Origin of the sequence: Nonomuraea sp. NPDC023979 (genome assembly GCF_040639085.1) — a bacterium.
Taxonomy (GTDB): domain Bacteria; phylum Actinomycetota; class Actinomycetes; order Streptosporangiales; family Streptosporangiaceae; genus Nonomuraea; species Nonomuraea ceibae.
The window spans coordinates 122,159-136,373 of sequence record NZ_JBEZZG010000007.1; the positions used below are offsets into that span (position 1 = coordinate 122,159).

Here is a 14,215-nt window from a genome sequence, read left to right on the forward strand (position 1 = left end):
ACGGTGTCTCGATTGTTTCGCATGTGTTACGCGGGGTCGGAGGCCCCGTTCACGGACGGCGGGACGGTGAACGCGGGGGCGCTGCCGCGCGGCGGGGGCGGGGGAGCGGAGGTGAGCAGGTCGGGCCGGAAGGCCACGACCAGGCCGGCGGCGGCGATCACCGCGAGCACGGCCGCGGCGGCCAGCCACAGGCGGCGGCCCGGGTGCGGCTCCCCGGCCGCCTTGCTCGCCGCCGCCCTCATCCGGCGCCGCTCGTCCGCGCCGATCTGCGCGACCAGCTCGTTGAAACGCGCGTCTAGGTCGTCCCCGTACGGCATGGCGTACATGATGGCCGTGAACGGCGGCGCGGTGAAGCGCGGGCAGGTCACGATCCAGGGCGCCCGCCCCGCCGGATACCTTTGAGTCATGAGCAGGAACGAGCCGCGCTGGACGCAGACCTGGCTGGGCGGCGTGCGCGCCGCCGGAGTCGACCTCGGCTACCCGGGGGAGCGGCTGGGGCTGCCGGAGGAGGGCAGCGGCGCGATCGCCGGGTGGGGCCGCAGGATCGCCGCCCTGGTGATCGATTGGATGATCTGCACCTGGGTGATCACGCAGTTGCTGCTGCGCACCGACCCGGCCCAGGCGCCGTGGCTGCCCGCCGTGGTGTTCGCCGCGCAATATCTGGTGCTGGTGGGCGCCATGGGCCAGACGTTCGGCCACCGGCTGGCGGGCATCCGCGTGGCGGCGATGGACGGCGGCGACCCGCGCTGGGTGCCGGTGCTGGCGCGCACGGCGCTGCTCGCGCTGGCGATCCCGGCGTTGATCTTCGACCGCGACCATCGCGGCCTGCACGACCGGGCGTCCAACACGATGGTCGTCCGCATGTGACGACGAAAACTGTACCGGGTTTGAATTTGTACCCGGTACGGTTTACGCTGCCCTCGTGATGATGGCAGGGCTCAGGGAGCTCAAGAAGGAACGCACCCGGCGGCACCTCGCCGAGGTGGCGCTGCGGCTGTTCGACGAGCGCGGCTACGACGCGGTGACGGTCAACGAGATCGCCGAGGCGGCCGGCGTCGCCAAGGTGACGCTGTTCAACTACTTCCCGTCCAAGGACTGCCTGGTCCTCGACGGCGTGGCCGACGACACGGCGGCCGTCGTCGCCGGGCGGCCGGAGGGGCAGCCGCCGCTGGCCGCGCTGCGCGAGCACTACCGGCGGGCGGCGGCCGGCGCGGTGGACGAGATCGACGTCGGCCACCTGCTCACCCAGGTGCGGGTGATCGCCGCGACCCCCGCGCTCATGGCCGGCGTCTACCAGGCTCACCTGGGCCGCCGTTACGAGCTGGCCGCCGCGCTGGCCGCCGACGTGGGGGAGGCGCTCGCGCCGCTGCTGGCCGGGCAGATCACCGCCGCGCTCACCACCCTCCAGGAGTCGTTCTTCCAGCGCCTGGCCGCCGGGACGCCGCTGGAGGAGGCGCGGCGGCTGCTGGCCGCCGACGTCGAGCTCGCCTTCGACCTCCTCGAGAACGGGATCAAGCAGTGAAGAAGGGCATCAACTACGACACCGGGTTCCTGCCCGAGCCCGGCCGCAGCCGCCTCCGCTTCGACCGCGACACCGCCCGCCGCGAGATGCGCGTGATCGCCGAGGAACTGCACTGCACAGTGGTCCGCGTCTCCGGCGCCGACCCCGCCCGGCTCACCGTCGCCGCCGAGGAGGCCGCCGCGGCCGGGCTGGCGGTCTACTACGCGCCCTTCCCCGTCGACCTGCACCCGGGCGAGACGCTGGAGCTGTACGCCGAGTCGGCCCGCCGGGCCGAGGCGCTGCGCCGCACCGGCGCCGAGGTGGTCCTGGTGACGGGCTGCGAGACCAGCGCCTTCGGCCACGGCTACCTGCCCGGCGCCACCTACGGCGCCCGCATGGCCGCCATGGGCGAGGCCGACGCCGCATGGTGGGCGACCACGGTCCCGCCCGTCGTCGCGCGGCTCGACGCGTTCCTCGCCGAGGCCGCCGAGACGGTCAGGCCGCTGTTCGGCGGACGGCTCACCTACGCCGCCGGGCCGTGGGAGTTCGTCGACTGGACGCCGTTCGACCTGGTCGGCGTCGACGCCTACCGTGCCGCCTACAACGCGGACGCCTTCCGCGACGAGATGCGCGCCCACTTCGGGCACGGCAAACCGGTCGTCGTCACCGAGTTCGGCACCTGCCCCTACCGGGGCGCCGCCGAGCGGGGCGGCTCGGCCTGGGCGGTCCCCGGCGACGCCGTGCCCGACGAGGGCGAGCAGGTCCGCTACCTGGAGGAGCTGCTCGACGTGTTCGAGCAGGAGGGCGTCGAGGCCGCGATGTGGTTCACGTTCGCCGGCTACACGCGGATCGGCGGCGCCGCCGACCTCGGCTCCTACGGCGTCGTCAGCATGCTCGACGAGACCCGCTGGCGGCCCCGCCAGGTCTTCCACGCCATGGCCGCTAGGTACGCGCGCAGCTGAAGATCGCGGTGCCCGGCAGGTGGCGGCCCCGCAGCGGGCTCCAGCCGCCCCACACCCGCTCGTGGCCCTCCGGCCACTCCGGCTCCAGCAGGCCCGTGAGGGCCAGCCCCGAGGCGACGACGAGACCCACCCAGTCGCCCAAGGTCCGGTGGTGCTCGACGTAGCTGAGATTGCCGTTCTCGTCGTGCTCGGTGTAGGGCGAACGGTCGAAGTAGGAGCGGTCGGACGTCAGCCCGCGCGGGCCCGGATCGTCCGGGAACGCCCACCGGATCGGATGGCTGACCGAGAACACGAACCGCCCGTCCGGCACCAGCACCCGGCGCACCTCGCGCAGCACCCCCAGCGGGTCGGCGACGAACGGCAGCGCCCCGAACGCCGAGCACGCCAGGTCGAAGCTCTCCGCGGCGAACGGCAGCGCCTCGGCGTCGGCCTGCACCAGCGGCACCGCCCGGCCGCCGGGAGCGCCGTCGAGGTCGATGCGCTGGGCGTGGCGCAACTGGCGATGCGACAGGTCGAACGCCGCCACCCGCGCCCCCTGGCCCAGCAGCCAGCGGGCGCACTGCGCCGCCCCGCAGCCGATCTCCAGCACCCGCCGCCCGCGCACGTCGCCGAGCAGCCGCGCGTCGGCCTCGTCGACGCCCTCGGGGCACCAGACGAAGCCGTCGTCGCGCAGGAAGTCGCCGTGCTCCAGCTGGTAGTCGTCGGCGTTGCCGTCCCACCAGCCCCGGTTGGCCCGCGACGAGGGTGAGATCACTAGCGCATCTTGGGGCCGCGCGGCATGCGGGCGCCCTTGGGCATCGGGCCCTTGGGCATCGGCATGTTCTTCGGCAGCGACCGCAGCCGGTCCTTGACCTCGTTGACGGCCGGCTTCTTCAGGTTGCGCGGCAGCTTCATCAGGTGGCGCTGCAGCTTGCCGAGCGGCACCTGGCCCTCGCCGTCACCGCACTGCACGTCGTAGATCTCGACGCCCAGCACCACCCGGGCGACCCGCTTCTTCTCCGCCGCCAGCATCTTGGCCACCCGGTTGCCGGGACCCTCCGACACCAGCACGACGCCCGGAAAGCCGACCACCATGTGGATCAGGTCCTGGTCACGGTTGACCGCGATGGCGGGGGTGACCTGCCAGTTGCCGCGCATGCCCTGCAGCACCGCGGCGGCCGCGCCGGTCTGGCCGTGCAGGATCGAATACTGGGCCCGCTGCGCGAGCTGCCCGAACACCACCAGGCCGACCGTGAAGGCGGCCAGGATGCCCAGGAACACGGAATACCACAGGTAGTCCGTGACCAGGCCGATCACGACGACCACAGCCAGCGTGCCCACCGCCGAGAGGAAGACGATCGGCATCCCCTTGGGATTGGCCTGCTTGATGATCTGCGCGATCATGCGGAGCTGCTTGATGCGCCCCGGCTTATCTGGGTCCTCGGACTTCGCCATGCAAGGAAGGATACAAACGAACCGGACAAGTACGGGAACCCGGCAGGGGTCACGCCGCCACGAAGAACTCCAGCAGCTCGGGCAGCAGCGCCCCGGCCGCCACGTTGTGCGTCTGGCCCTCCAGGACCCGGTGCGCCGCGCCGGGCACGCACGCGGCCACGGCACGGCCCGCCGCACCCATCCAGGAGGGGCTGAGCTCGCCGTTGAGCACGAGCGCGGGCCGGTCGAGCCCGGCGAGGCGGGCCGCAGGAAGCGCGTTGCCCGGCCCCATCACGGCCGCCTCGTAGGCCAGCGTGTGGGCCAGCGCCTCCAGCTCCGCCCAGTGCGGGCCGGCCCGCATCGCGGCGACCGTCTCCGCGGGCGTCTCGGCGGCGGCCGTCATGAACAGCTCCACCGCCTCACCCCGGCTGCCCCGCCCCACCAGATCGGCGAGCCGGGCGGCGAAGTCCGCGGGCAGCCCGGGCGCGTCCGCGCCGACGTGGTAGGGCGGCTCCCACAGGGCCAGCTTGGAGATCTGCGGCATCCGTACGGCGGCCTCCAGGGCGAGGGCGGCGCCGGAGGAGCCGCCGAACACCATGGCCCGCCCGCCGGCCGCCGCCACGACGGCGGCCAGGTCGTCGATCTCACGCTCGGCCGAGTAAGGAGGCGTGTCGCCGCTGGCCCCGCGCCCCCGGCGGTCGTAGTCGAACACCGTGAACCACGGCGCCAGCCCCGAGGCCACCGCGGCCATGAGCGGATGACCGCGGCCGGTGAACGCCCCGTGCACCAGCACGAGCGCCGGACCGGAGCCGTGCCGGTCGACGGCGATCGCGGTGCCGTCGGCCGAGGTGACGATGAAGGTCCCGGTCACGAAGGCTGGACGAGGCACAGGACCTCCCAGTGGTGGCCGTCGAGGTCGGCGAAGGCGCGCTGGTAGCGGAAGGCGTCACGCCGGGCCCCGCCCAGCGCGGTGCCGCCGGCCTCGACGGCCTTGGCGGCCAGCTCGTCCACCCGCGCCTCGTTCTCCACGCCGAGCACCAGGATCGCCTCGGTGGCCTTGGTGGCGTCGCCGACCTCGCGGTGCGCGTAGGACGCGAACGTGGGCTCGGCCAGCAGCATCACCTGCGTCTCGTCGTTGACGACGACGGAGGCCATGTCGTCGGCGGCGCCGAACAGCGTGAAGCCGAGCTCGGTGAAGAACGCCTTCGACCGGGCGAGGTCCTTGACGGGGAGGTTCACGAACAGCTGCATTTTCTTCCAGTCCTTCCGGTGAGTTCGTGCCTCAAGCATGCTCGCCGGGACCGGCCCCGGTCTTGCACGTGCGCGCCGGGGACTTGACGATCAGCGCACTACCCGCAGGCGCGCCGGTAGGCGGCCGGCGGCACTCCGTAGGCGCTGCGGAACAGGCGGCTGAAGTGCGCCGGGTCGGGCAGCCCCCAGCGCGCCGCGAGCACGCTCACCGGGGTGTCGCGCAGCGCCGGGTCGGCCAGGTCGGCGCGGCAGCGTTCGAGCCGCCGGTGCCGGATCCACGCCGCCACCGTGGTCTCCCGCGCCTCGAACAGCCGGTGCAGGTAGCGCGGCGAGATGTGGTGCGCCGCCGCCACGCCCGCCGGATCGAGCCCGGCGTCACCCAGGTGCTTCTCGATGAAGGCGTGCACCCGGGCCAGCAGCGCCTCCTGCCGTGTCTCGTGCGGCACCGCGCCCAGCTCCTCGACCCGCTCGGCCACGGCCGTGGTGACCAGGTCCATCACCACGCCGGCCAGCCGGGCCGCGCTGGCGGGCCGGTAGGAGTCGAGGTCGAGCGCCACCCGGCGCAGCAGCGGCGCGGCCAGCGCCCCGGCGCCCTCGCCCGAGGCGATCGGCACCGCCGTGACCGACGCCGCGCCGGGCGGTAACCGCAGCAGCTCACGCGGGAAGCTGAACACCGCCAGCCGCACCGCAGAGTCGTAGACCAGCTCGTAGGGCCGGGTGAAGTCGTAGAGGGCGAACTCGCCCGGGCGCAGCCGCGCCTGCCTGCCGTCCTGGCCCAGCAGCGGGGTGCCCGACACGGGCAGCACCAGCCGGTAGAGCTCGGGGCTGTCGCGGCGGATCAGGCCGGGCGTGCGGTGCACGCTGTGCGGCGTCGAGGTCTGCACCTTGCCGACGCCCACCGGCCCGAGCTGCCCCGCCTCGATCTGCCCGCGCAGCGGCGCGTCGGCGTCGACACGCACGTCGAGCGGCCCGAGCGCGTCGCACACGACGCTCAGCCACGCCTCGCGGCGCTCGGCCGCCGGCACGTCGGCGGCGCGGATCAACACGGCCATGGGGGGAGCCTCCCTCAGGATGCTCACCCCATGGTAGCGATTCGATCAGGCCGTCTGGCGGGCCGCGATCGCCTGCTGGTAGAGCTTGCCGGCGCGGTAGGAGGAGCGGACCAGCGGCCCGGACAGCACGCCCGCGAAGCCGATCGCCTCGGCCTCGGCCTGCAGCTCGACGAACTCCTCCGGCTTGACCCAGCGGTCCACCGGGTGGTGGCGCGGGGTCGGGCGCAGGTACTGGGTGATCGTGATCAGGTCGGTGCCGGCCTCGTGCAGGCCGCGCATCGCCTCGACGATCTCCTCACGGGTCTCGCCCATGCCGAGGATCAGGTTGGACTTGGTGACCAGCCCGGCCTCGCGGGCCATCGTGAGCACCTCCAGCGAACGCTCGTAACGGAACCCGGGACGGATCCGCTTGAAGATGCGCGGCACGGTCTCGACGTTGTGCGCGAACACCTCGGGCTTGCTGGAAAAGACCTCCTCCAGCTGCTCGCGGTTGCCGTTGAAGTCGGGCACCAGCAGCTCGACGCCGCAGCCCGGCAGCAGCGCGTGGATCTGGCGGGCCGTCTCGGCGTAGAGCCAGGCGCCGCCGTCGGGCAGGTCGTCGCGGGCCACGCCCGTCACGGTCGCGTAGCGCAGGCCCATCTGCTGGACCGACTCGGCCACCCGGCGCGGCTCGTCACGGTCGTACTCCGTGGGCTTGCCGGTGTCGATGAGGCAGAAGTCGCAGCGGCGCGTGCACTGGTCGCCGCCGATGAGGAAGGTCGCCTCGCGGTCCTCCCAGCACTCGTAGATGTTGGGACAGCCCGCCTCTTCACAGACCGTGTGCAGGCCCTCCCGGCGCACGAGCGATTTGAGCTCGGTGTATTCGGGGCCCGTCTTCAGCTTGGTCTTGATCCACGGGGGCTTGCGCTCGATAGGGGTTTCGGCGTTGCGCACCTCCAGGCGGAGGAGCTTTCGGCCTTCAGGAGCAACGGTCACCCTCACAGCTTACGTCTCCGGCCGCCCGAGCCGGATCGAGGGTCGCTCTCAGGTGATGAGGCCGAAGCTGCGGATCGCCCGCGTGTAGTGGCGCAGCAGCTCGGCGTCGATCCGGTCGGACTCCGCCTCGCCCAGCAGGACGGCGTTGGACGAGCCGGGCACCTCGCTCGCCCGCACGCCGAAGCGGGCCAGCGCGCCCTGCCGGATCGCCGTCACGTTCTCGCCGCGCAGCACCGCGGCCTGCATCGGCGCCAGGTAGCGGTGCCCGGCGACCAGGTCCTCCAGCTCGGCCAGCTCCTCGGCCGTCGCCACCCGCAGCGCCAGCGCCCGCCTGCGCTCGGCCGCCTGCCCGTCGCCCGACCGCGCCAGCCGCGTCAGGCCGTACTCCAGCAGCAGCACCGGCGCGCCGAACACCCGGCCGATCAGCCGGCCCAGCAGCCCCGCCGCCTGGTAGCCGGTGGTGGGCGCGTCGAGCGCGCCCAGCGTGACGGTGATCTTGACCTCGGCGTCCTCGCGCGCCTGCAGCGGCGCGGCGCCCAGCAGCGCCCCGCGCCACTCGGCCAGCGTCGACAGCGCGCCGCCGATCACCACGCCGTCGCCGTCCGCCGACCCGGCGTACGCCGTCGCCAGCAGCGTCACCCGCTGCCTGGCCGGCAGCGCCATCCACAACGGCAGCCCGACGACCAGCACGGGCGTCCGGAAAAGCCCCAGCTTCTCGTACGAGGCGGCCGGGGCGATGTCCCTGACCGCGATCCTCGCCGGACGCCTGACGCCCATCCGGTCCGCCACGCGCTCGGCCGTGCCGTACAGCTCACCGGCCGACTCGCGGTCGAGCACCTCGGCGTCGCCGGGCAGCCGCCCCAGGCGCGGGCGCAGCATCCAGCCGATGCCGATCAGCAGGCCGCCCAGCACCCAGGCGACGGCGAACTCCGCGTTGACCGCGATGGTCCAGCCGCCGAGCACCACGAAGGCGACGGTGAGCGCATGCACGAGCAGGGCGAGGAGGAACGCTGTGACCCGTTTCACATCGCGATAGTAGAGCGGCATGTCGCCCATCGGCCACTATCTGCGGAGAAGATCCTCTTCGTGCAGGTCGAACGGCTCCCGCCCGAGCGCCTCGGCCAGGCGCTTCTCGGCGATCGGCATGACCTCCTCCACCACGATCCGCCGTCCCGTCTCCGCGGAGAGCGTGGAGACGCCCACGTCGGGCAGCCCGCACGGGACGATCCGGTTGAACCACCGCGGATCATTGGCGCAGTTGAGCGCGAAACCATGCATCGCGACACCGCGCGACACCCGGATGCCCACCGCGCCGAGCTGCCGGTCGGGCAGCCCCAGACCGGCGTCGCCCACCGCCCACACCCCGGCCCGCCCGCGCACCCGCCGGGCGGTCACCCCGAAGTCGGCGCAGATCTGGATCATCGTCTCCTCGAGCCGGCAGACGTAGTCGGTCACGTCGGAGACGGCCACGATCGGATAGCCGACCAGCTGCCCCGGCCCGTGCCAGGTGACCCGCCCGCCGCGGTCGACGTCGACCACCGGAGTGCCGTCGGACGGCCGCTCGTCCGGCCTGGCCCGCTTGCCCGCCGTGTAGACGGGCGCGTGCTCCAGCATCAGCAGCGTGTCGGTGAGCTCACCGGCGGCCCGCTTGCCGTGCACCCAGCGCTGGAGCGACCAGGCCTGCTCGTACGGGACGTCGACGCCCAGGCGGACGACGGCGAGTGCGTGGGGATCGACCCCATGGGTGGGGCGCATGTGTCCATTGTGCCGTTCCCTCACCCTTGTAGGGTAATTCAGGAAGTCAGCAGGCGGGGTTCGATCCTGAACTCCTTCACGCCGCCCGCGCCGTCATGCTCCAGCTTGTACGCATAGCCGTCAGGATCGGTCGTCACCGCCTGGATGAACTCGGTGCCGACGTAGTGCAGCGCCACGCCCTCGTCGGCCGCGTAGCCGCCCGGCAGCTCGCCCGAGGCCACCGACTGCTGCAGCAGCGGGCGGCGCTGCGGCTCGGCGTTGTAGTGCACGCCGCACGAGTAGGGCAGGAAGCCCAGGCCGTCGGCCCACACCCGCAGCTCGGGGCCGAAGGAGTCGGTGTTGCCGCCCACGTGCCAGCACAGGGCGCCCGCGCTCTGCCCCGACAGCACCACCCCGGCCCGCCACGCCTCCTCGAACGCCTCGTCCAGGCCGTGCAGCCGCCACAACGCCATCAGATTGGCCACGCTGCCGCCGCTGACGTAGATCATGTCCTGTTCCAGCATCCACGCCCGCGGATCGGCCACGTTGGGCATCGGGAACACCGTCAGATGGCTCAGCTCGACGTCCCAGCCCGCGAACGCGCCGTACATCTTCAGCACCCAATCGGCGCTGTCACCCACCGCGGTCGCGAGCAGGCCCAGCTTGGGCCGGTCCTGCCCGGTCAGATCGAGCCCGTAGCGCAGCAGCGGGCTCGCCTCCAGGAAGCCGTGGCGCTCGGTGGCGCGGAACGATCCGCCGCCGATGGCGAGAATGTGGGACTGCCCTGACCTGGTCATGTCGGAATCTCCCCGATGCGTAGGACGAACAGCACACTAGAGTACGGCGCGCAGCGCATCGCCGAGGCGCGTATGCGCGAAGCCATAACCGCTGTTCACCAGCTTGTCAGGGACGATCCGGTGCCCCGGGAGCAGCCCTTCCTGCGCGAACTCGCCCAGCCCGAGCCGCAGCGCGAACCCCGGCACCGGGATCGGCATCGTGGCGCGTCGCACCGCCCGGCCGAGCGTGCGGGTGAACTCGGCGTTCGTGACCGGCGTCGGTGAGGTGAGGTTCACCGGCCCCACCAGATCCCGATTTTTCACCACATGGATGGTCGCCTGGACCCAGTCGTCCTCCGAGATCCACGACCAGTACTGCTTCCCCGACCCCAGCGGCGCCCCCAGCCCCGCCCGGAAGATCGGCAGCATCCGGCCCAGCGCCCCGCCGCGACGGCTCAGCACCAGCCCCGTCCGCAACTGCGCCGCCCGCACCCCGAACTCCCCGGCGGCCCGGCCCTCACGCTCCCACCGCTCGCACAGCTCCGCCAGGAACCCCTCGCCCTTGCCCCGGCTCTCGTCGACCACCTCGTCGCCGGTGTCGCCGTAGAAGTCCACGCCCGACGCCGTCACCAGCGTCGCCGGCGGACGCTCCAGCCCCCGCATCGCCTCCACCAGCAGCCGCGTGCTGTCCACCCGGCTGCGCACCAGCTCCCGCTTGTAGTCGGCGCTCCACCGCCGGTCCGCGATGGGCGCCCCGGCCAGATGCACCACCGCCCGCGCCCCGTCGAGCACCGCCGGATCCAGCACCCCCGCACGCGGCTCCCACCGCGCCTCGTCGGGCCCGCGCGGCTCCCGCCGCACCAGCGTCACGACCCGCTCCCCGCCTGCCCGCAACGCCTCGACCAGCGGCCCGCCGAGCAACCCCGACGCCCCGGTCACAACGATCGCCATCCCCCAACCCTACGCCGCCCCACCCCACCTTCCGGGGACGCGGCCTTCCGGGGGCCTTCCGGGGTCCCCGCCTCTGGGGTCCCCGCCTTTCGGGCTCCCCGTCCTCCGAGGGCCGCGCCCTCCCGAGGACCTCCCCCAAGACCCCCGCCCCTCGGGGACTTCGGGAGGCGGTCCCCTCCTACCCATCCCGCCCCACGGGGCCCCGCCGTCCAGGGACCACCGCCCTCCGAGAACCCCGTCCTCCGAGAACCCCGTCCTCCGAGAACCCCGTCCTCCGAGAACCCCGCCCTCCGAGAACCCCGCCCTCCGAGGCTTCGGCAGGCGTCCCCTCCCGCCTGCCCCGCCCTCACGGGTGGCCGCATGCGGAGGTTGCGGCCAGGCGGCCCCTCGGGGCAGTGGGGCCCTCCTGGGGCTGGCCTGGGCGGCTCGCCGTTCGGTGCCCGCGGGGCCCGGGTCTGGGGACCGGGGAGGCCGGGGACCGTAGGGCCGGGGGACCGCTGGCCGCTTGGGGCGGCTCCCCGCGCGGGCCCGGTCAGGTGGGGAACCTAGCGGAGGGCACGGTCCTGTTGGGGAACTAGCGGCGGCCCGGTCCTGTGGGGGACCTAGCGCCGGTCCGGTCCTGTGGGGCCCTTGGGGCGCGTACGGGACCGCTCCGGACCGGGCGGAGGCCCCCGGAAACGCGCGGGGCCGGACGCGCGGGTGCGCGTCCGGCCCCAGGGGCGTGCGGTGGTCAGGCGAGGCCGAGCTGGGCCTCGAAGCGCCCTTCCTCCAGGCGCCGCTTGATCGTGGTGAGGAAGCGGGCCGCGTCGGCGCCGTCGACCAGGCGGTGGTCGTACGTGAGCGCCAGGTAGACCATCGACCGGACCGCGATGACCTCGCCCTCCGGCGTGTCGACCACGACGGGACGCTTGACGACGGCGCCGGTGCCGAGCATGCCGACCTGTGGCTGGTTGAGGATCGGCGTGTCGAACAGGGCGCCGCGGCTGCCGGTGTTGGTCAGCGTGAACGTGCCGCCGGTGATCTCGTCCGGGGTCACCTTGTTGGCGCGGGTGCGCTCGGCCAGGTCGGTGACCTTGCGGGCGAGCCCGGCGAGGTTGAGGTCGCCGGCGTCCTTGACCACGGCGGCGAGCAGGCCACGGTCGGTGTCGACCGCGATGCCGAGGTTCTCGACGTCGAAGTAGGTCACCTCGTTGGTCTCGTTGTTGATGGTCGCGTTGAGCTTGGGGTGCTGCTTGAGCGCCTCGACGGTGGCCATCGCGAAGAACGGGGTGAACGTCAGCTTGACGCCCTCGCGGCGGAAGAACTCGTCCTTCGCCTGCGCCCGCAGCCGCGCGATCTTGGTGACGTCGACCTCGACGACCGAGGTGAGCTGGGCGGCCGTCTGAAGCGACTCGACCATGCGCTTGGCGATCGTCTGGCGCAGGCGGGTCATCTTCTCGGTGCGGCCGCGCAGCGTGGTGTCGACCTCGACCGGCTCAGGCGCGGCGGCCGGGGCGGCGGCCTGCGCCGGGGCGGCGGCCGGAGCGGCGGGAGCAGCCGCGGCCGGGGCGGCCTGGGCGGCGGGAGCCTGCTCGCGGCGGCTCTTGGCGGCCTCGAGCACGTCCTGCTTGCGGATGCGGCCGCCGACGCCGGTGCCGGTGATGGCGTCGAGGTCCACGCCGTGCTCGTTGGCCAGCTTGCGCACCAGCGGCGTCACGTACGGGCTGTCGCCCGAGGTGGGCAGCGGCGCGGGAGCGGCGGCCTGGGCGGGCGCGGGCGCGGGCGCGGGAGCCGGGGCGGGGGCCGGCGCCGGAGCGGGCTCCGGCTGCGGGGCCGGGGCGGGCTGCGGGGCCGCCTGCGGGGCGGGCTGCGGGATGGAGGAGGCGGGGGCCGGAGCGGGCTCAGGCTCAGGCTCGGGCTCCGGCTCGGGCTGGGCGGCGGGGGCGGCCTCCTCGGCGGGGGCGGCCGCGCCGGCCTGGCCGCTCTCGTCGATGATGGCCAGCTCCGCGCCGACCTCGACGGTCTCGTCCTCAGCCACGACGATCTTGGTGATGACACCCGCGGAAGGCGACGGGATCTCGGTGTCGACCTTGTCGGTCGACACTTCAAGGAGCGGCTCGTCGGCCTCGACGCGCTCGCCCTCCTTCTTCAGCCAACGGGTGACGGTGCCCTCGGTGACGCTCTCGCCGAGCTGGGGCATCTGTACGGAGACCGGCATCGTTATTCTTCTCTCGCGTTCTGATCTCGAGGGCGGATTAGTTGTGTACGTGCAGCGGCTTGCCGGCCAGGGCCAGCATCGCCTCACCGACCGCCTCGGACTGGGTCGGGTGTGCGTGGATGAGCTGGGCGACCTCTGCGGGCAGCGCCTCCCAGTTGTAGATGAGCTGGCCTTCGGTGACGAGCTCGCCGATGCGGCGGCCCACCATGTGGACGCCGACGACCGGCCCGTCCTTGCGGGCGAGGACCTTGACGGCGCCGCCCGTGCCGAGGATCTGGCTCTTGGGGTTGCCCGCGAGGTCGTAGACCTGCTCGACGATCTCGATGCCGCGCTCGGCGGCCTGCGCGGACGTGATGCCCACCGAGGCGACCTCGGGGTCGGAGTAGGTGATCCGGGGCACGCCCGCGTAGTCGATGGGCGGCGGGTTGAGGCCCGCGATGTGCTCGGCCACCATGATGCCCTCGGCGAACCCGGCGTGGGCCAGCTGCAGCGTGGGGATCAGGTCGCCGACGGCGTAGACGCCGGGCGCGGTGGTGCGGCAGTGCTCGTCGACCGTGACGGCGCCGCGCTCGATCGTGACGCCGGCCTCCTCGAAGCCCATGCCGGCCGAGACGGCGCCGCGGCCGACCGCGACGAGCAGGATCTCGGCGTCGAGGGTCTTGCCGTTGGCCAGGGTGACGAGCACGCCGGTGTCGGTGGTCTTGACGCTCTCGAAGAAGACGCCGAGCTCGTACTTGATGCCGCGCCGGCGGAAGGCCCGCTCCAGCAGCTTGGAGCTGGACTCCTCCTCGGTGGGCAGCAGGTGCGGCAGCCCTTCGACGATGGTGACCTCGGCGCCGAAGGAGCGGTAGACGCTGGCCAGCTCGACGCCGATGACGCCGCCGCCGAGGACGACCACGGAGGCGGGCACCCGGTCCATCTTCAGCGTGTGCTCGCTGGTGATGATCCGCTCGCCGTCGATGTCGAGGCCGGGCAGGCTGCGGGGCGCCGAACCGGTGGCGAGCACCACGTTGCGGCCCTCGTACACCTCGTCGCCGACCTGGACGCGGCGCTCGGCGAGCAGGCGGCCCTCGCCCTCGACCACCGTCACGCCCGCGGCCTTGAGCAGGCCCTGCACGCCCTTCCAGGCGCGGCTGACGATCTTGTCCTTGAAGGCGTGCACGCCGGCCACGTCGATGCCCTCGAAGTGCGCCTTGACGCCGAACGAGGCGCTCTCGCGGGTCTCGTCGGCGACCTCCGCGGAGTGCAGCAGGGCCTTGGTGGGGATGCATCCCCGGTGCAGGCAGGTGCCGCCGATCTTGTCCTTCTCGATCAGGGCGACCGTCATGCCCAGCTCGGCTGCCCGCAGCGCGCAGGCGTAACCGCCGCTGCCGCCACCTAGGACGACGATGTCGTAGGCCACA

The 14,215-nt window shown here is 73.2% G+C and carries 16 protein-coding genes; 3 read left to right on the forward strand and 13 right to left on the reverse strand.

From position 1 onward, the window contains the following. Positions 1 to 26 precede the first annotated feature (26 nt). On the reverse strand, positions 27 to 407 hold the full coding sequence (locus AB0G11_RS15750) for a hypothetical protein (RefSeq protein WP_219516462.1): 381 nt from the start codon (positions 405 to 407) through the stop codon (positions 27 to 29). Here AB0G11_RS15750 and AB0G11_RS15755 point away from each other — a divergent pair. From AB0G11_RS15755 to AB0G11_RS15765, 3 genes are read left to right on the forward strand one after another with little or no spacing between them, the layout of a single operon-like run. Then, positions 406 to 867 carry an RDD family protein gene (locus tag AB0G11_RS15755; RefSeq protein ID WP_219516452.1) on the forward strand — a complete coding sequence of 154 codons (462 nt, stop codon included), beginning with the start codon at positions 406 to 408 and terminating at the stop codon, positions 865 to 867. The genes AB0G11_RS15750 and AB0G11_RS15755 overlap by 2 nt on opposite strands. 58 nt (positions 868 to 925) lie before the next feature. Continuing rightward, positions 926 to 1,522, forward strand: coding sequence for a TetR/AcrR family transcriptional regulator (locus tag AB0G11_RS15760; RefSeq protein ID WP_246646616.1), 597 nt, complete (start codon positions 926 to 928; stop codon positions 1,520 to 1,522). Further along, positions 1,519 to 2,463, forward strand: coding sequence for a hypothetical protein (locus tag AB0G11_RS15765; protein ID WP_357586446.1), 945 nt, complete (start codon positions 1,519 to 1,521; stop codon positions 2,461 to 2,463). The genes AB0G11_RS15760 and AB0G11_RS15765 overlap by 4 nt, the downstream gene beginning before the upstream one ends. On the opposite strand, the gene AB0G11_RS15770 is transcribed toward AB0G11_RS15765, so the two are convergent. The 12 genes from AB0G11_RS15770 to lpdA form a co-directional block, all read right to left on the reverse strand. After that, entirely contained in the window at positions 2,444 to 3,217 is a 774-nt protein-coding gene (locus AB0G11_RS15770; RefSeq protein WP_357586448.1) for a methyltransferase domain-containing protein, read from the reverse strand. The genes AB0G11_RS15765 and AB0G11_RS15770 overlap by 20 nt on opposite strands. Further along, positions 3,217 to 3,897: a DUF4191 domain-containing protein gene (locus tag AB0G11_RS15775; RefSeq protein WP_219516439.1), complete on the reverse strand. Its 681-nt coding sequence runs from the start codon at positions 3,895 to 3,897 to the stop codon at positions 3,217 to 3,219. Before AB0G11_RS15775 ends, AB0G11_RS15770 begins: the two co-directional genes overlap by 1 nt. Positions 3,898 to 3,946: 49 nt before the next feature. Further along, positions 3,947 to 4,765, reverse strand: a complete 819-nt coding sequence (locus tag AB0G11_RS15780; RefSeq protein ID WP_219516437.1) for an alpha/beta hydrolase — start codon at positions 4,763 to 4,765, stop codon at positions 3,947 to 3,949. Further along, the gene (locus AB0G11_RS15785) at positions 4,744 to 5,127 is read right to left on the reverse strand and encodes a VOC family protein (RefSeq protein WP_219516435.1); all 384 of its coding nucleotides are present in this window, start codon (positions 5,125 to 5,127) and stop codon (positions 4,744 to 4,746) included. The genes AB0G11_RS15780 and AB0G11_RS15785 overlap by 22 nt, the downstream gene beginning before the upstream one ends. Before the next feature lie 98 nt (positions 5,128 to 5,225). Further along, positions 5,226 to 6,179: a helix-turn-helix domain-containing protein gene (locus AB0G11_RS15790; protein WP_219516427.1), complete on the reverse strand. Its 954-nt coding sequence runs from the start codon at positions 6,177 to 6,179 to the stop codon at positions 5,226 to 5,228. Positions 6,180 to 6,224: 45 nt separating this feature from the next. Continuing rightward, entirely contained in the window at positions 6,225 to 7,154 is a 930-nt protein-coding gene (gene lipA, locus AB0G11_RS15795) for a lipoyl synthase (protein WP_219516418.1), read from the reverse strand. A 48-nt stretch (positions 7,155 to 7,202) separates the two neighbouring features. Beyond that, on the reverse strand, positions 7,203 to 8,180 hold the full coding sequence (locus AB0G11_RS15800; RefSeq protein WP_357586450.1) for a hypothetical protein: 978 nt from the start codon (positions 8,178 to 8,180) through the stop codon (positions 7,203 to 7,205). A gap of 36 nt (positions 8,181 to 8,216) precedes the next feature. Then, on the reverse strand, positions 8,217 to 8,909 hold the full coding sequence (lipB, locus tag AB0G11_RS15805) for a lipoyl(octanoyl) transferase LipB (protein WP_219516404.1): 693 nt from the start codon (positions 8,907 to 8,909) through the stop codon (positions 8,217 to 8,219). A gap of 38 nt (positions 8,910 to 8,947) precedes the next feature. Further along, on the reverse strand, positions 8,948 to 9,685 hold the full coding sequence (locus tag AB0G11_RS15810; protein WP_219516385.1) for a peptidase E: 738 nt from the start codon (positions 9,683 to 9,685) through the stop codon (positions 8,948 to 8,950). A 36-nt stretch (positions 9,686 to 9,721) separates the two neighbouring features. After that, entirely contained in the window at positions 9,722 to 10,615 is an 894-nt protein-coding gene (locus AB0G11_RS15815) for a TIGR01777 family oxidoreductase (protein ID WP_219516370.1), read from the reverse strand. 730 nt (positions 10,616 to 11,345) lie between these two features. After that, entirely contained in the window at positions 11,346 to 12,812 is a 1,467-nt protein-coding gene (gene sucB / locus AB0G11_RS15820) for a 2-oxoglutarate dehydrogenase, E2 component, dihydrolipoamide succinyltransferase (protein WP_357586452.1), read from the reverse strand. A gap of 37 nt (positions 12,813 to 12,849) precedes the next feature. Further along, entirely contained in the window at positions 12,850 to 14,214 is a 1,365-nt protein-coding gene (lpdA, locus tag AB0G11_RS15825; RefSeq protein ID WP_357586454.1) for a dihydrolipoyl dehydrogenase, read from the reverse strand. Position 14,215: the final 1 nt, after the last annotated feature.